The organism is Sphingomonas sp. SP2, assembly GCF_058313385.1.
This window is the reverse complement of sequence record NZ_JBZFLD010000001.1, coordinates 1,251,770-1,268,804: the sequence shown is the minus strand read 5'-3', so window position 1 is coordinate 1,268,804 and position 17,035 is coordinate 1,251,770. Positions and strand designations below refer to the sequence as shown.

General features: G+C 67.2%; 11 protein-coding genes. All 11 read left to right on the top strand.

The features are described from left to right. Positions 1-67: 67 nt before the first annotated feature. Entirely contained in the window at positions 68-2,815 is a 2,748-nt protein-coding gene (locus AC4GYU_RS06450; RefSeq protein WP_491086068.1) for a TonB-dependent receptor, read from the top strand. 67 nt (positions 2,816-2,882) lie between these two features. Continuing rightward, positions 2,883-4,382 carry a tryptophan halogenase family protein gene (locus AC4GYU_RS06445; protein WP_491086067.1) on the top strand — a complete coding sequence of 500 codons (1,500 nt, stop codon included), beginning with the start codon at positions 2,883-2,885 and terminating at the stop codon, positions 4,380-4,382. Then, complete coding sequence (locus tag AC4GYU_RS06440; protein ID WP_491086066.1) at positions 4,379-6,166, top strand: alpha-amylase family glycosyl hydrolase; 1,788 nt, start codon at positions 4,379-4,381, stop codon at positions 6,164-6,166. The genes AC4GYU_RS06445 and AC4GYU_RS06440 overlap by 4 nt, the downstream gene beginning before the upstream one ends. Before the next feature lie 10 nt (positions 6,167-6,176). After that, entirely contained in the window at positions 6,177-7,757 is a 1,581-nt protein-coding gene (locus tag AC4GYU_RS06435; RefSeq protein WP_491086065.1) for an alpha-amylase family glycosyl hydrolase, read from the top strand. A 5-nt stretch (positions 7,758-7,762) separates the two neighbouring features. Beyond that, a complete protein-coding gene (locus tag AC4GYU_RS06430; RefSeq protein WP_491086064.1) occupies positions 7,763-9,796 on the top strand; it encodes a glycoside hydrolase family 97 protein in 2,034 nt (677 codons plus the stop codon). Next, entirely contained in the window at positions 9,796-10,701 is a 906-nt protein-coding gene (locus AC4GYU_RS06425) for an alpha/beta hydrolase (protein WP_491086063.1), read from the top strand. Before AC4GYU_RS06430 ends, AC4GYU_RS06425 begins: the two co-directional genes overlap by 1 nt. Further along, positions 10,698-12,203, top strand: coding sequence for a tryptophan halogenase family protein (locus AC4GYU_RS06420; RefSeq protein ID WP_491086062.1), 1,506 nt, complete (start codon positions 10,698-10,700; stop codon positions 12,201-12,203). Before AC4GYU_RS06425 ends, AC4GYU_RS06420 begins: the two co-directional genes overlap by 4 nt. Continuing rightward, on the top strand, positions 12,203-13,645 hold the full coding sequence (zwf, locus tag AC4GYU_RS06415) for a glucose-6-phosphate dehydrogenase (RefSeq protein ID WP_491086061.1): 1,443 nt from the start codon (positions 12,203-12,205) through the stop codon (positions 13,643-13,645). The genes AC4GYU_RS06420 and zwf overlap by 1 nt, the downstream gene beginning before the upstream one ends. Next, positions 13,638-15,455: a phosphogluconate dehydratase gene (gene edd / locus AC4GYU_RS06410; RefSeq protein WP_491086060.1), complete on the top strand. Its 1,818-nt coding sequence runs from the start codon at positions 13,638-13,640 to the stop codon at positions 15,453-15,455. The genes zwf and edd overlap by 8 nt, the downstream gene beginning before the upstream one ends. Further along, positions 15,452-16,426 carry a glucokinase gene (locus tag AC4GYU_RS06405; protein ID WP_491086059.1) on the top strand — a complete coding sequence of 325 codons (975 nt, stop codon included), beginning with the start codon at positions 15,452-15,454 and terminating at the stop codon, positions 16,424-16,426. Before edd ends, AC4GYU_RS06405 begins: the two co-directional genes overlap by 4 nt. Continuing rightward, positions 16,420-17,025: a bifunctional 4-hydroxy-2-oxoglutarate aldolase/2-dehydro-3-deoxy-phosphogluconate aldolase gene (gene eda / locus AC4GYU_RS06400; protein ID WP_491086058.1), complete on the top strand. Its 606-nt coding sequence runs from the start codon at positions 16,420-16,422 to the stop codon at positions 17,023-17,025. Before AC4GYU_RS06405 ends, eda begins: the two co-directional genes overlap by 7 nt. The last annotated feature ends 10 nt before the right edge of the window (positions 17,026-17,035 follow it).

The following is a 17,035-nucleotide window of genomic DNA, read 5'->3' as shown; positions in this document are numbered from 1 at the left end:
TCAGTGGCGTGACGTGGCGCTCGTTGCGGAAAGCATTGCGCCTGTCCGAGGAGGGGTGAACACGACAATGACATCTACCAAATTTACGAGCCGTCTCGCGCTGGCCGCGAGCCCGCTGGCCCTTGGTTTCGCGCTCGTCGCGACTCCGGCGGCCGCCCAGACCACGACTGCCCCGACGGCTTCGAACCCGTCCGAGCCGGCCACCACCGAAGCCGCCGCGACCGACGACACGGTCGTCGTCACCGGCTTCCGCCGCGCGCTCGAGAACGCGATCAACAAGAAGAAGAACAGCGAGCAGATCGTCGAGTCGGTGTCGGCCGAAGACATCGGCAAGCTGCCCGACGCCTCGATCGGTGAATCGATCGCCCGCCTTCCGGGCCTGACCTCGCAGCGCCTCAACGGGCGCTCGGCCTTCATCGCCATCCGCGGCTTCGGCCCCGACTTCTCGACGACCCTCCTCAACGGGCGCGAGCAGACCTCGACCAACGACAATCGCGGCGTCGAGTTCGACCAGTATCCGTCGGAAGTCGTCAACCGCGTCGACGTCTACAAGACGTTCACGCCGAACATCATCGGTCAGGGCCTCGTCGGCACCGTCGACATCCGCACCGCCCGCCCGCTCGACAGCAAGCGGCAGGTGATCGCGGTCGGTCTCAAGGGATCGAAGGTCGGCCTCGGCAAGCTCAACTCGGGCTCGAAAGAATATGGCTGGCGCGCTAACGCCACCTATGTCGACCAGTTCGCCAACGACACGATGGGCATCGCTCTGTCGGCGAGCTACGTCGACGAGCCGTACCAGGTGAAGGAATATAACGCCTGGGGCTTCGGCACCAACGGCCCGAACGGCGCCCGCCTGATCGACGGCAACAAGTCGTTCGTCACCTCGACCCAGCTGAAGCGCGCCGGCATCACCGGCACCTTCCAGGCCGACGTGACCGACAGCGTCCGACTGACCGTCGACGGCTTCTATTCGCACTTCGAGGACGACATCATCAAGCGGGGCATCGAGCTTCCGCTGGGTGGTGCGTTCGGCTGGACCTCGGCCGCGCTGAGCAATGCCACCGTCACCGACGGCGTCGTCACCAGCGGCACCTTCACCGACATCGAGGCGGTGGTGAACAACCACGCGCTGCAGCGTGAGGCCGACCTCTACTCGGGCGGCATCAACCTCGAGTGGAAGCCGGGCAACGGCTGGAAGGGCTCGCTCGACATCAGCCACTCGCGGACCGACCGCAACGAGCTGAACCTCGAGACCAACGCCGGTACCGGCCGTGGCCAGGGCGTCGGCGTTCGCGACACGATCCAGTTCACCTGCGGCACCACCGGCTGCACCTTCAAGCCGACGCTCAACTATTCGGATCCGAGCCTCATCCAGCTCACCTCGCCGATGGGCTGGGGTGGCGGCGTCCCGGGTGTCACCGCGGGCCAGGACGGCTATTACAACGACCGCATCCTCAAGGATCGCCTGACCCAATATCGCGGCGACCTCGAGCGCGAGATCGGCGGCTTCATCTCGAGCGTCCGTGGCGGCCTCGCCTACACCGATCGCTCGCGTGACTTCACGCCGGACGAATATTTCCTCGTCCTCGCCAGCGGCGCGGCGCAGCAGCGCGTTCCGGACCAGTATCTGCTCAAGCCGACCCAGCTCGACTATCTCGGCCTCGGCCCGGTCATCAGCTACGATCCCGTCGCGCTGCTCAATGACGGCTTCTACAAGAAGGTCCGCAATCCCAACGCCGATGTCGCCCGCAAGGCGTACGAGATCAGCGAGAAGGTCACGACCGCCTATCTCATGGCGAACATCGACCATGAAGTCGGCACGTCGAAGCTGACCGGCAATGTCGGCGTCCAGGCGGTCCACACCGACCAGTCCTCGACGGGCGCGGCGACGGTCGGCACGACCTTCACCCGCCAGACCCGCGGCGACAAATATTGGGACATCCTGCCGAGCCTCAACCTGTCGCTCCGCACCGATTCCGATTTCGTCATCCGCTTCGCTGCCGCGCGGCAGATGCAGCGCCCGCGCATCGACGACATGCGCAACTCGTTCGACTACAGCTACTCGGCGACCAACCAGCGCGTCGAGGGCGGTGGCGGCAACCCGCTGCTCCGTCCGTATCGCGCCAACGCCGTCGACCTGACGTTCGAGAAGTACTTCGGGATCAAGGGCTATCTGGCCGCACAGTTCTTCTACAAGGACCTGAAGAACTACGTCGATCGCCGGACCGTCGCGTTCGACTATACCGGCCTTCCGCTGGCCGAAGCGCCGGGCGGGATCATCCCGGCCGGCATCCCGGGCGTGACGACCCAGCCGATCAACGTCGGCGGCGGCAACATCAAGGGCTTCGAACTGGCCGGCACCCTGCCGTTCGGCGAGTTCGTCAGCGCCCTCGACGGCTTCGGTCTCACGGGTGGCTACGGCTACACCAAGAGCCGCGTCCGGGCCGGCCAGAATGGCGAAATCACCGCCATTCCGGGCTACAGCAAGCACGTCGCCAACGGCACGCTCTTCTTCGAAAAGTGGGGCTTCTCGGCGCGCGGCTCGGTCCGTTACCGTTCGACCTACCTCGGCGACGTGGTCGGGCTCGGCGGCGACATCCAGCGGCGCCAGGCGAAGGCGGAAACGATCCTCGACGCGCAGGTCGGCTACGACTTCCAGCCGGGCAGTGCCCTCGAAGGCCTGTCGATCTTCCTCCAGGGGCAGAACCTCACGAACGAGCCGTTCGTGACCACCGTCCCGGGCGATAACCTTCGCGTGATCGACTATCAGCGCTACGGCCGGCGCTATCAGGCGGGCGTCACGTTCAAGTTCTGAACGCGCCCAGACTGACGATGGACGGCGCTTCCTGACCGGGAGCGCCGTCCAGGCAGAAGAGGTGGGCATGAAGGTTGTGATTGTCGGAGGCGGGTCGGCCGGGTGGATGGCCGCAGCCGCACTCGGGCGGATCGTCGGCGACATGTGGCCGATCGAACTGGTCGAATCCGATGCGATCGGCACCGTTGGGGTCGGCGAAGCCACCATTCCCCAGATCCAGTTGTTCAATGGCGTGGTCGGGCTCGACGAAGCCGAGTTCGTCCGCCGCACCAAGGGCAGCTTCAAGCTCGGGATCGAGTTCGTCGGCTGGGATGGCGGCGAGGACGCCCGCTACATCCACGCCTTCGGCCAGGTCGGCCGCGACCTCGGCCTCATCCCCTTCCATCATTATTGGCTCCAGGCCCGCGCCCGCGGCACGGCCGGACGGCTCGAAGACTATAGCCAGTCGGGCACCGCCGCCTGGGCCAATCGCTTCATGCGCGAGGACGCGCTTCCGGGGACGCCGCTGGGCTCCGCCACCTACGCCTATCATTTTGACGCCGGCCTTTATGCCGCCTTCCTGCGCGAGAAAGCGGAAGGCTTCGGCGTCGTCCGGCACGAGGGCCGCATCGTCGAGGTCGAGCGTGACGGCGAGAACGGCAATGTCGCCGCGATCGTGATGGAGGATGGCCGGCGGATCGCGGGCGATCTCTTCATCGACTGCTCGGGCTTCGTTTCGCTGCTGCTCGGCAAGACCATGGGCGTCGACTACATCGACTGGTCGCAGTGGCTGCCGATGAACCGCGCGCTGGCGGTGCCGTGCGAGAGCGTGACCCCGCTGACCCCCTATACGCGGTCGACCGCACGCAAGGCGGGCTGGCAATGGCGCATCCCGCTGCAGCATCGCATCGGCAACGGCCACGTCTATTGCAGCGATTTCATCTCGGACGACGAGGCCGCGGACATCCTGCTCGCGAATCTCGACGGCAAGCCGCTGGCGGACCCGCGGCCGCTGCGCTTCACGACCGGTCGGCGGCGTGAATTCTGGAAGGGCAACGTGGTCGCGCTCGGCCTGTCGAGCGGGTTCCTAGAGCCGCTGGAATCGACGTCGATCCACCTCGTCCAGTCAGGCATCAAGCATCTCGTCGACCTGCTGCCCAACGGCGCGATCGATCCGGCGGATGTGGCAAGCTACAATGCCAAGCTCGGGTTCGAATTCGAGCGGATCCGCGACTTCATCATCCTTCACTATCACGCGAACGATCGCGACGGCGCGCTGTGGGCGCATTGCCGCGAGATGGCGCTGCCCGACACCTTGGTCGAGAAGATCGAGACCTTCCGAAGCGCGGGGCGGATCTTCCGCTTCAACGAGGAACTGTTCACCGAGCTCGGCTGGCTCCAGGTGATGGTCGGTCAGGGAATCCTGCCGCGATCCTATCATCCGCTGGCCGATGCGCCGGGCGACGCGAATGTCGATCGCTATCTTGCAAGCATCCGCGAACTCGTCTCAGCCAAGGTGTCGCGGATGCCCGATCACGCGACCTATCTGTCTACTTTGTGCGGCTCGCCCGCGGAGGTTGCCGCATGACATTGTTGACCCTTCTCGCAGCCGCCGCGCTGCAGCCCGCCGCGCCGGCCGACTTCCGCAGCCGGCTGCCCGAAGACGAGGTAATCTACTTCCTCCTCCCCGACCGCTTCGCCAATGGCGATCCGCGCAACGATCGCGGCGGGCTCAAGGGTGACCGGCTGAAGACGGGCTTCGACCCGGTGGCAAAGGGCTTTTACCAAGGCGGCGACCTCAAGGGGCTGACCGCGCGGCTCGACTATCTCGAGGGGCTTGGCGTCACCGCCATCTGGTTCGCGCCCATCTTCAAGAATAAGCCGGTGCAGGGTCCCGCAGGCCAGGAGAGCGCGGGCTATCACGGCTATTGGGTGACCGACTTCACCTCGGTCGATCCGCATTTCGGCACCAACGCCGAGTTCAAGGCCTTCGTCGACGCGGCGCATGCGCGCGGGATGAAGGTCTACATGGACATCATCACCAACCACACCGCCGACGTGATCAAGTTCGCCGAGTGCGAGAAGGCCAACGCCTGCCCCTATCGCTCGATCGCCGACTATCCCTACCAGCGGCGCGGTGGCCCGGGCGGGGCGGCGATCAATGGCGGCTTTGCCGGCGAGCAGGTCCAGACGGCGGAGAATTTCGCGCGGCTGACCGACCCCAATTATGCGTATACGCTGAGCACGCCCAAGGCCGAGCAGAAGGTCAAGGTGCCGGCCTGGCTCAACGACCCCCTGCTCTACCACAACCGCGGCGACAGCACGTTCACGGGCGAGAGCTCGACGATGGGCGACTTTGTCGGGCTCGACGATCTGATGACCGAAAATCCCAAGGTCGTCGCGGGTTTCATTGACGTCTACGGAAGCTGGATCGACCGGTTCGGGATCGATGGTTTCCGCATCGACACGGCGCGGCACGTGAACCCCGAATTCTGGGCGCAGTTCGCGCCGGCGATGAAGGCCCGCGCGGCCGCCCGCGGCATTCCCAATTTCCACATCTTCGGCGAAGTGTTCGACGACAGCGGCGAGCCCGGCCGGCTCGCGCAATATACGCGGCGCGACAAACTGCCTGCGGTGCTCGACTTCGCCTTCTTCGCGACCACGGTCCGGATCGTGTCGGGCAAGCAGCCGACCGAGGTCTTCCGCGGCATGCAGATGCAGGACGTGCTCTACGCCGAAGGCGAGGCGACGGCGAAGCAGCTTCCGACCTTCCTCGGCAATCATGACGCGGGCCGCTTCGCCGGCTGGCTGAAGCGCGAGGTGCCGGCGGCGTCGGCGGACGAACTGCTGAAGCGCACCATGCTCGGCAACGTGCTGCTGTTCACTTGGCGCGGCGTTCCGACCGTCTATTACGGCGACGAGCAGGGCTTCGTCGGCGACGGCGGCGACCAGGATGCGCGCGAGACGCTCTTCGCCTCCAAGGTGGCGACCTACAACGACAATGACCTGCTCGGGACCGAGCGGACCACGGCGGTCGACAATTATGCAACCGATCATCCGCTCTACCGGCTGGTCGCCTCGCTGAGCGCGGTGCGGCGGGGAAGCGCGGCGCTTCGCCACGGCGCGACGCGGATCCTCGCGACCGAGGACAAGCCGGGACTGCTCGCCTTTTCGCGCACTGCTGCGGACGATCAGGTGGTCGTGGCAGTGAATACGTCGAACGCCGAGATCACCCGCAACATCGCAGTCCCGGCCGACGTCCGCGCGCTCGTCACGCTTGCGGGCAGCTGCCCTTCGGTCCCCGCGGCGCCAGGGACCATCAAGGTCACCCTGCCCGCCTTCGGATACGCGGTGTGCCGTGCCGCACGCTGAGGCCCTCACCATGACCGACGTGGCGGCGGGCCAGCCCTGGTGGCGCGGCGCGACCATCTACCAGATCTATCCACGCAGCTTTCGCGATTCCAACGGCGACGGGATCGGCGACCTCCCCGGCATCACCGAGAAACTCGACCATGTCGCCGCGCTCGGCGCGGACGCGGTGTGGATCTCGCCCTTCTTCACCTCGCCCATGCGCGACTTCGGCTATGACGTCGCCGACTATCGCTCGGTCGATCCCCTGTTCGGGTCGCTCGCGGATTTTGACGCGCTCGTCACTCGTGCCCGCGCGCTCGGCCTCAAGGTACTGATCGACCTCGTCTTCGCGCACACCAGCGACGAGCACATATGGTTCGCCGAAAGCCGGTCGAACCGGACCAATGCCAAGGCCGAATGGTATGTCTGGGCCGATCCCAAGCCCGACGGCTCGCCGCCGAGCAACTGGCAATCGGTGTTCGGCGGGCCGAGCTGGACCTGGGACGCGCGGCGCGAGCAATATTACCACCACAATTTCCTCAAGGAGCAGCCGCAGCTCAACGGGCATCACCCGGAGGTTCAGAAGGCGCTGCTCGAGGTTGTCGAATTCTGGCTGGATCGCGGGGTCGACGGCTTTCGCTTCGACGCCATCAACTTCATGATGCACGATCCGAAGCTGACCGATAATCCGCCCGTCGCGGTACCGGCGAAGAAGACCCGGCCGTTCGATTTCCAGCATCATTTCAACAACCAGTCGCAGCCCGAAATCCCGCTCTTTCTCGAGAAGCTGCGAGCCCTGCTCGACGCTTATGGTGCGTTCGCGGTGGCTGAGGTCGGCGGCGAGCAGGCCTATCGGGAGATGCAGGACTATACCGCGCCCGGCCGGCTCCACAGTGCCTACGGGTTCGACTATCTCTATGCCGATGCGCTGACTCCGGCGCTGGTCGCCGAGACCGCGCGCCGCTGGCCTTCCGGCGACGACCGTGGCTGGCCGAGCTGGGCCTTCGAGAATCATGACGCGCCGCGGGCGGTCAGCCGCTGGGTTGCCGCCGAGCATCGCGAGCAATTCGCGCGCACCAAGATGCTCCTGCTGGCGGCACTTCGCGGATCGATCATCCTGTTCCAGGGCGAGGAACTGGGCCTGACGCAGGTCGAGGTGCCGTTCGAATTGCTGCAGGATCCGGAAGCGATCGCCAACTGGCCACAGACGCTGAGCCGGGACGGCGTTCGCACGCCCCTCCCCTGGCAGTCCGACGGGCGCGGGCATGGCTTCAGCGACGGCGCGCCATGGCTGCCTTTCGGACAGGATCATGCCGAATTGAGCGTCGATCGCCAGACGCGCGACAATGACAGCCTGCTGCACTTCACCCGCGGAGTGATCGCGCTGCGCAACAACCAGCCGCCGCTGCGGTGGGGCTCGCTCGACATCGTCGCGGCCGAGGGCGACCTTCTCGTGTTCGACCGCGAGCATGAGGGCCGGCGGCTTCGCTGCAGCTTCAATCTCGGCGCGGGTGAACAGGCGCTCGCATCCTGCGGCCGCCGCCTCTTCAGCACCGGGGAGGCCGGGGACGGCAGCCTCGGCGCCTATGCCGCCACCATCGAGGAACTCTGACCGTCATGCGTTTCCTGCTTGCGCTGCTCGCGCTGCTTGCCGCCGTTCCCGCCGCCGCCCAGTCGCCGGTCGTCGCCGAGGCAAGCTCGCCTTCGGGCGTGCTCAAGCTCCGGGTGACGCTGAATGGCGAGGGCCGGATCGGCTATGCAGTGACGCGCGGATCGACCCCGGTGATCGGCGAGAGCCATGTCGGCTTCCTCCTCACCGACGCGCCGCAGCTGCTGCGCAACATGGAGCTCAAGGACAGCGTCCGCCGCAGCCATGACGAAAGCTGGGAGCAGCCGTGGGGCGAGTGGCGGACGATCCGCGACCGCCACGAGGAAGTGGCGCTGACCTTCCAGGAGCGCGACAAGCTCAAGCGGACAATCCGCCTCCGCTTCCGTCTGTTCGACAATGCGGTCGCCTTCCGCACCGAATTCCCGCAGCAGCCAAATCTCCGGACCGCGCGCATCGCCGAGGAGCTGACCCAGTTCCAGATCGCCGAGCCGGGCGAGGCCTGGTGGGCGCCGGCATTCGAGAGCAACCGCGAGGAATATCTCTACAATCATACGCCGATCGACGGGATCGGCATCGCGCAGACGCCCTTCACGATGAAGACCCGCAGCGGGCTTCACATCGCCATCCACGAAGCGGCGCTGGTCGACTATTCGGGCATGAACATTGCGCGGGTCCAGGACGGGCTGCTGAAGGCGGTACTGACGCCCTCGTCGAGCGGGGCCAAGGTCGTCCGTGACACGCCGTTCGAGACGCCGTGGCGGGTGATCCTGATCACCGCGGACGCACCCTCCCTCTATCATGCGAACAGCGTCATCCTGAACCTCAACGAGCCCAACAAGCTCGGCGACGTGAGCTGGGTCCGGCCGCGCAAATATGTCGGCATCTGGTGGGGGATGCACCTCGACACCCAGAGCTGGGCGTCGGGCCCGAAGCATGGCGCGACGACGGCCTACGCCAAGAAGATGATCGATTTCGCCGCGAAGAACGGCTTCAGCGGCCTTCTCGTCGAAGGCTGGAACAAGGGCTGGGACGGCGACTGGTTCGCGACCGGCGACGACTTCAGCTTCACCGAGGCCTATCCCGATTATGACATCAAGGCGATCTCGGCCTACGGCCTGAAGAAGGGCGTGCACCTGATCGGGCACCACGAGACCAGCGCCAACATCGCCCATTACGAGAGCCAGCTCGGCGCCGGCCTCGACTTCGCCCGCTCGGTCGGGATGGACACGATCAAGACGGGCTATGTCGCCGATGCGGGCGGCGTCCAGGCCGTCGATGCCGAAGGCCGCAAGACCTTCGAGTGGCACGAAGGCCAGGTGATGAGCCGCCACCACCTCAAGGTCGTGACCGAGGCCGCCAAGCGGCGGATCGCGATCAATGCCCACGAGCCGATCAAGGACACGGGGCTTCGCCGGACCTATCCCAACTGGGTCAGCCGCGAAGGTCAGCGCGGCATGGAATATAACGCCTGGGGGAGCCCCAAGAACCCGCCGCATTATGACGCGGAGCTGGTCTTCACCCGGATGCTTGGCGGGCCGATGGATTTCACCCCGGGCGTGCTGAGCCTGATGGGGCGTGGCAATACGCCGATCCCGTCGACGCTCGCGCGGCAGCTGAGCTATTATGTCGTGCTCTACTCGCCGATCCAGATGGCGGCGGACCTGCCCGAGAATTACGAGGCCAATCCGGGCCCGCTGCAGTTCATCAAAGATGTGGCGGTCGACTGGGACGACACGCGCATGCTTGACGGCGACGTCGGCAAATATGCGGTCTTCGCGCGCAAGGAGCGGGGCAAGCCGACCTGGTTCCTCGGCGGCCTCACCGACGAGGAGGGCCGCGACCTCGACCTTCCGCTCGACTTCCTCGATGCCGGCGTCCGCTATCGCGCCGAAATCTATCGCGATGGGGACGGCGCGGACTTCCGCACCAACCCGCGGGCGATCGCGATCGAGAAAAAGGAGCTTCGCAGCAACGACCGTCTGAAGCTACGGATGGCGCCGGGGGGCGGATTTGCCGTCCGCCTCGTGAGGATCGGTCGCTGATGCGTTTCCTGCTGGCTTTATGTGCATTGTTGTTCAGCGTGACGGCGAGTGCCGCCGTCGACGAGGGACGCTTGGTCGAGCGCGACGTGACCTCGTCGCAGTTCGGCCCGATCCACGTCACCTTGTGGCTTCCGCCCGGCTATGACGCGGACAAGGGCCGGCGCTACCCGGTCGTCTACATGCAGGACGCGCAGAACCTCTTCTTCCCCAAGCGGTCCAACTTCAACAAGGTCTGGGCGGCCGACAAGGCGGCGCTGGCGCTGATCGAGGCGCGCAAGGTCGCCCCCTTCATCATTGTCGGCATCGATCATCCCGGAAAGCTGCGTTTCCAGCGCTACTTCCCGGCCAAGGTGCCGGAGAAGAACCTCGCCGCCGCCATGGCCGGTTTCGCAGGCGCGCCGCAGGGCGATGGCTACGTCAAGTTCATGGCCGACGAGCTGAAGCCGCTCATCGACCGCGACTATCGTACCCGTCCACAGCCCCGATTCACCGCGGTCGCGGGAAGCAGCATGGGCGGCCTCATCAGCCTCTACACGCTGGCGGAGCGGCCCGATGTCTTCGGCAAGGCGGCCGCCATCTCGACCCACTCGCTGCTGGTTGGTCCCGAGAATATCGCGCAGGCGCCCGCGCTCGGCGACACGGTTAAGGGAAGCTGGCGCACCTACCTCTACAACCAGCTCGGCGCGCCCACGGGCCGCAAGCTGTGGATGGACCACGGCACCGCGACGCTCGACCAATATTACGGCCCCTACCAGGAGGTCATCGACACCGAGATCCGGCGGCTGGGGTGGAGCGACCGCAACTTCCAGAGCCGCGTCTACCAGGGCGCGGAGCATGAGGAAAATGCCTGGGCACGGCGGCTGCCCGAGATCTTCGGCTGGCTGCTGAGCGACTGGAAGCCGTGACGCGTAGACCGCCGCCGCGTTCGATCATCATCCTTGGCGGCGGCACCGCGGGCTGGATGGCCGCCAACCTCCTGCAGAAGAGGTGGGGCGGCCAGGGGTCCAAGGTCACGCTTATCGAGAGCCCGGAAATCGGGATCATCGGCGTCGGCGAAGGCTCGACCCCGCAGCTCAAGGCCTTCTTCGACGAACTCGGCATCGCCGAGGCCGAGTGGATGCCGCGCTGCAATGCGACCTACAAGGCGGGGATCGAGTTCGTCGGCTGGTCCGACCGGACCGGCCACGAGCGCTATTTCCATCCCTTCGCGACGGCGGTCGACCCGTTCACCGAGCAGACCTTCTTCACCGCCAGCGCGCTTCGTCGCCGCGGGGCCGACGTTCCCGCCCATCCCGACCCCTATTTCCTCGCGACCCGGATCGCCCGCGAGGGCCGGGCGCCACTGGCTCCGGCGAACTTCCCGTTCGAGACGGGCTACGGCTATCATTTCGACGCGCACCTCGTCGGCGCGACCCTGCGGGACTTCGCGGTCGAGCGCGGCGTCGCCCATGTCACCGCCACCATCGCCGACACCGAGCTGGGCGAAGGCGGCGAGATCGTCGCTCTGATCGCCGACGACCGGCGCCGGTTCGAGGCCGACTTCTTCCTCGACGCCAGCGGCTTTCGCGCGACGCTCATCGAAGGCGCGCTCGGCGAACCGCATCTCGGCTTCTCGGACAATCTCTTCAACGACAGCGCGGTGGTAACCCCCACCCCCCTGCCCGCCGGCGGCCCGCAGGCGATGACCCGCGCGACGGCAGCGAGTGCCGGCTGGATCTGGCACATCCCGCTGACCAGCCGGGCGGGCAACGGCTATGTCTATTCGAGCCGCTACCTCGACAAGGAGGCGGCCGCCGCGGAGCTTCGCCGGCATTGCGACCTTCCCGAGGATGCCGAGGTCCGCCACCTGCGGATGAAGTGCGGCCGGGTCGCGCGAAGCTGGGTCGGCAACTGCCTCGCCATCGGCCTTGCCCAGGGCTTCCTCGAGCCGCTCGAAGCGACCGCGCTGCACATCGTGCTCGCCACCGTGCAGGGCTTCACCGATGCGTGGGAGGCCGGTGACCGCGATGGCTTCAACGCCCGGATCGCCGCCCGCTACGACGGCATCCGCGATTATATCGTCTGCCATTATCGCACCGCTCTGCGCCGCGACACGGACTACTGGCGCGATGCCGCCGGGCATGACCGGATCAGTGACAGCCTCAAGGGCATCATGACCGCCTGGTTCACCGGTGCCGACCTCGAGGAAGAGGTCGAACGGCAGGGCATCGCGGGCTATTACTCGGCCATGTCCTGGCACGCGATGCTCGCCGGCTACGGCAACTTCCCGGCTCCCGACAGACTGTCGCCGCTGCCCACGTCGCCGGTCGACCTCGCCGAGGTCGAGCGGTTCGTCGGCGGCTGCGCGCTCAACTTTCCCTCGCACGCCGAGGCGCTAACGCGTCTCGCCGAAGCCAAGGCTGCCTGATGCCCGACAAAGCCACGACCCTGATCCTGTTCGGCGCGACCGGCGATCTCGCCGCGCGCATGCTCCTCCCCTCGCTCTATGGCCTGGTCCGCGATGGCCTGCTCCCGGCCCAGTTGCGGATCGTCGCCACCGCGCGCTCGGAGCATGACGATGCGAGCTTCGCCGCCTTGGCGCTCGAGGCGCTGAGGGCGCATGTCCCGGCGCCGGCATTCGACCAGGCCGCCGCCGACCGCTTCCTCGAACGGGTCACCTATGTCACGCTCGATGCGACCGATGCCTCGGGCTACCAGCGCCTCGCCGAAGCCGCCGGAACGCCGGGCGAAACCGCGATCTTCCTTTCGACGGCTCCGTCGCTGTTCAAGCCGACGATCGACAATCTGAACGCGGTCGGGCTGGCCGGGGCGCATGTCCGCCTTGCGCTCGAGAAGCCGCTCGGCAGCGACCTCGACTCCAGTCGCGAGATCAACGACGCGGTCGCCTCGGCTTTCCCCGAGGAGCGGACCTTCCGGATCGATCATTATCTCGGCAAGGAGACCGTCCAGAACCTCCTCGCGCTGCGCTTCGCCAACCTGCTGTTCGAGCCGGTGTGGAGCGCGAGCTACATCGACCATGTCCAGATCACCGTCTCCGAGACGATCGGGCTCGAAGGGCGCGGCGACTATTATGACGGGGCCGGCGCGCTTCGCGACATGGTCCAGAACCACATGCTCCAGCTGCTGGCGCTGGTCGCGATGGAGCCGCCTTCGCATTTCGACGCGACCGCCGTGCGCGATGAGAAGGTCAAGGTGCTGCGCTCGCTCCGCCCGATGCGGGTCGAGGACAGCGTCATCGGCCAATATGGCTCAGGGGCGGTCGAGGGCCGTCCGGTCGGCTCCTATGTCGAGGATCTGGGCCGCGAGAGCGGGACCGAGACCTTCGTCGCCCTCAAGGCGCATGTCGACAACTGGCGCTGGGCCGGCGTCCCCTTTTACCTTCGCACCGGCAAGCGCTGCCCGGCACGCAAGACAGAGATCGCGATCCAGTTCAAGTGCGTGCCCCATTCGATGTTCGCCAGCCGCGGCGCGACCTCGTCGCCCAATCGGCTGATCATCTCGATCCAGCCCGAGGAGAACATCACGCTCGAGCTGATGGCCAAGCAGCCCGGGCTCGATCGCGGCGGGATCCGCCTGCGCGAAGTGCCGCTGGCGATCGGCCGGGCCGATGCCTTCGCCGACACGCGGCGGCGGATCGCCTACGAGCGGCTGCTGCTTGATCTGGTCGAAGGCGATCCCACCTTGTTCGTGCGCCGCGACGAGGTCGAGGCGCAATGGCACTGGATCGACGGTATCCGCGCCGCCTGGTCGCAGGCCGGGCTGAAGCCCAGGCCTTATGCGGCCGGGACCTGGGGCCCGTCGGCCGCGATCGCGCTGATCGAGCGCGACGGGAGAAGCTGGAATGACTAGGCTCGACCCGCGGGTCGCACGCGTCACCGACCGCATCATCGAACGGTCGCGCCCGGGCCGGGAGCGCTATCTCGCGCTGATGGCCGATCAGGCCGAGCGCGGCATTTCGCGGACCCGGATGAGCTGCGGGAACTTCGCCCATGGCTTCGCCGCGGCCGAGGGTGACAAGGATCGGATCCGGACCGTCGCCGGGCCCAACCTCGGGATCGTCACTGCCTATAACGACATGCTGTCGGCGCATCAGCCCTATGCGCGCTTCCCCGAACAGATGAAGATCTATGCCCGCGAGGTCGGCGCCACCGCGCAGGTCGCCGGCGGTGTCCCGGCCATGTGCGACGGGGTCACGCAGGGGCAGGACGGGATGGACCTGTCGCTGTTCAGCCGTGACGTCATCGCGATGAGCACCGCGGTCGCGCTGAGCCACGGCATGTTCGACGGCGCGGCCCTGCTGGGCATCTGCGACAAGATCGTGCCCGGCCTGCTCATCGGCGCCCTTCGCTTCGGCCATCTGCCGATGCTGCTGGTCCCGGGCGGGCCGATGCCGTCGGGGCTACCCAACAAGGAGAAGGTCCGGGTCCGCCAGCTCTATGCCGAGGGCAAGATCGGGCGCGACGAACTGCTGGCGTCCGAGGCGGCGAGCTATCATTCGCCTGGCACCTGCACCTTCTACGGCACCGCCAACAGCAATCAGATGATGATGGAGCTGATGGGCCTCCATGTGCCCAATAGCGCCTTTATCCAGCCCAACACTCCGCTCCGGCCGCGCCTCACGCAGGCGGCGGTGCATCGCCTCGCCGACCTTGCCGCGCGGAAGGACCGGCCGCTGGCGCAGTGCGTGGACGAGCGCGCCATCGTCAATGCGATCATCGGCCTGCTCGCCACCGGCGGATCGACCAACCATGCGATCCACCTCCCCGCCATCGCCCGCGCCGCGGGGATCGTGATCGACTGGGAGGATTTCGACGACCTCTCGTCGGCGGTGCCGCTGCTCGCGCGAGTCTATCCCAACGGCTCGGGCGACGTGAACGATTTCCATTATGCCGGGGGCATCGCCTGGATCGCGCGCGAGCTCGGGCAGGCCGGGCTGCTCCATACCGACATTTTGACCGCGGGCGCCGAGGACTTCTCCGCCTGGTCGAGCCATCCTGAACTCGAGGGCGACGCGCTCGTCTGGCGCAAAGTCACCGAAATCCGCAACGACACGATGCTGGGCACCGTCGAGAAGCCCTTCCTCCCCGACGGGGGGATGCGGCTGGTCCGGGGCAATCTCGGGCGTGCGACCTTCAAGACCAGCGCGGTCGAGAAGGAGCGCTGGACCATCGAGGCGCCGGCGCGGATCTTCTCCGATCAGGGCGACGTGCTGAAGGCCTTCCAGGCGGGCGAACTCGACCGCGACGTGGTCGTGGTGGTCCGCTTCCAGGGACCCCGGGCGAACGGCATGCCCGAACTCCACAAGCTGGTACCGACGCTGGGCGTGCTGCAGGATCGCGGCCACCGGGTCGCGCTCGTCACCGACGGGCGCATGTCGGGCGCGAGCGGCAAGGTGCCCGCCGCGATCCACCTCTCGCCCGAGGCGCTCGGCGGCGGCCCGCTCAGCCGCCTGCATGATGGCGACATGGTTCGGCTTTGTGCCGAGACCGGCGCGCTGGAAGCAATCGGCGTCGACCTCGCCGCACGCGAGCCGGCGGCACCCCCTCCACCGCCGCAGGGCACAGGGCGCGAACTCTTCGCCCTCATGCGTCACACGGCCGATGATGCGGAACGCGGCGCTTCGGCGATGCTCTTCGCGATGGAAAGCGAGCAGGCATGACCCGGCAGATTGTCGCCGCCGACATTGGCGGCACCCACGCGCGCTTCGCGCTCGCGACGCTCGACCAGGGGCGCGTGGTCGAGCTTGGCGAGCCGGTCACCCTGAAGACCGCCGACCATGGCAGCTTCCAGCTGGCCTGGGAGGAGTTCGGCCGCCGCAACGGGGGAAGCCTGCCGCCGGCGCTGGCGATCAGCTTCGCCGGTCCGGTCGGCGGCGAATTGCTCAAGCTCACCAACAATCCCTGGGTGATCCGCCCGGCGCTGATCCCGTCGAAGCTCGGGGTCAGCGACTATGTGGTCGTCAATGACTTCGGCGCGGTGGCGCATGCCGTCGCGGCGTTCGACGGCAGCGCCTACACCCATCTGTGCGGGCCTGACGGTCCGCTGCCCGAGCGCGGTATGGTGACCATCCTCGGCCCGGGGACAGGGCTCGGTGTCGCCGGGCTGTGGCTCAGCGAGAGCGGGCCTCAGGTGATCGAAACCGAAGGAGGCCATGTCGATTTCGCCCCGCTCGACGCCCTCGAGGACCGGATCCTCGTCGAACTGCGCCGGAGCTTCCGCCGGGTGTCGGTCGAGCGGATCCTGTCCGGGCGCGGCCTGATGAATATCTACGAGGCGCTGGCCGCGATCGAAGGCCGGCCGGCCGCGATCCATGACGAGAAGGCGCTGTGGGCCGCGGCGATGGAGGGAAGCGACAGCCTCGCTGCCGCCGCGCTCGACCGCTTCTGCCTGACTCTGGGTGCGGTCGCCGGCGACCTCGCACTGGCGCAGGGCGCCGCCGCCGTCGCGATCGGCGGCGGGCTCGGCTTCCGTCTTCGCGATCATCTCCCCCGTTCGGGCTTTCGTGATCGGTTCATCGCCAAGGGTCGCTTCGAGCGGCGCATGGACGGCCTTCCGGTCAAGCTCATCACCCATCCGCAGCCGGGCCTGTTCGGCGCCGCCGCGGCCTTTGCAAGGTCCAACCCATGCTGATCGACACCGTCATGCAGGCCGCGCCGGTCATTCCCGTGCTGGTGCTGGGCGGCGACCATGATCCCGCCGCGCTCGCCGAGACGCTGGTCGAGGCCGGCCTCCCCGTGCTCGAAGTCACGCTCCGCACGCCCGACGCGCTCGACGCGGTCCGGGCAATGGCGCGCGTGCCGGGAGCCATCGTCGGCGCCGGCACCGTGCTCAACGAGCGCATGCTGGACGAGGCGCAGGAAGCGGGCGCGCAGTTCATCGTCGCGCCCGGGCTGACCGAGCCCCTCACCCGCGCCGCGCAGGCATCGGGCATCGCCTATCTTCCGGGTGTCGCGACGGCGGGTGACATCATGCGCGGGATGGATCTCGGGCTCGAGCGCTTCAAATTCTTTCCGGCCGAGGCGGCGGGCGGTCTTCCGGCGCTGCGCTCGCTCACCGGTCCGTTCGGCGCGGCCCGATTCTGCCCGACCGGCGGAATCACCGAGGCAACCGCGCGCGACTGGCTGGCGGAGCCGGCGGTGACCTGCATCGGCGGCAGCTGGCTGGTGAAGAAGGGCATGACCCTCACCGACATCGGCGAGGCCGCGCGGCGGGCAGCGGCGCTGCGCTGATCGTCGTCAG

What these genes read in the sequence shown, in the direction of transcription:
- AC4GYU_RS06425 (WP_491086063.1), top strand. Translation starts at nt 9,796, where the DNA reads ATGCGTTTCCTGCTGGCTTTATGTGCATTGTTGTTCAGCGTGACGGCG.
- zwf (WP_491086061.1), top strand. Translation starts at nt 12,203, where the DNA reads ATGCCCGACAAAGCCACGACCCTGATCCTGTTCGGCGCGACCGGCGAT.
- AC4GYU_RS06430 (WP_491086064.1), top strand. Translation starts at nt 7,763, where the DNA reads ATGCGTTTCCTGCTTGCGCTGCTCGCGCTGCTTGCCGCCGTTCCCGCC.
- AC4GYU_RS06445 (WP_491086067.1), top strand. Translation starts at nt 2,883, where the DNA reads ATGAAGGTTGTGATTGTCGGAGGCGGGTCGGCCGGGTGGATGGCCGCA.
- AC4GYU_RS06435 (WP_491086065.1), top strand. Translation starts at nt 6,177, where the DNA reads ATGACCGACGTGGCGGCGGGCCAGCCCTGGTGGCGCGGCGCGACCATC.
- eda (WP_491086058.1), top strand. Translation starts at nt 16,420, where the DNA reads ATGCTGATCGACACCGTCATGCAGGCCGCGCCGGTCATTCCCGTGCTG.
- edd (WP_491086060.1), top strand. Translation starts at nt 13,638, where the DNA reads ATGACTAGGCTCGACCCGCGGGTCGCACGCGTCACCGACCGCATCATC.
- AC4GYU_RS06450 (WP_491086068.1), top strand. Translation starts at nt 68, where the DNA reads ATGACATCTACCAAATTTACGAGCCGTCTCGCGCTGGCCGCGAGCCCG.
- AC4GYU_RS06440 (WP_491086066.1), top strand. Translation starts at nt 4,379, where the DNA reads ATGACATTGTTGACCCTTCTCGCAGCCGCCGCGCTGCAGCCCGCCGCG.
- AC4GYU_RS06405 (WP_491086059.1), top strand. Translation starts at nt 15,452, where the DNA reads ATGACCCGGCAGATTGTCGCCGCCGACATTGGCGGCACCCACGCGCGC.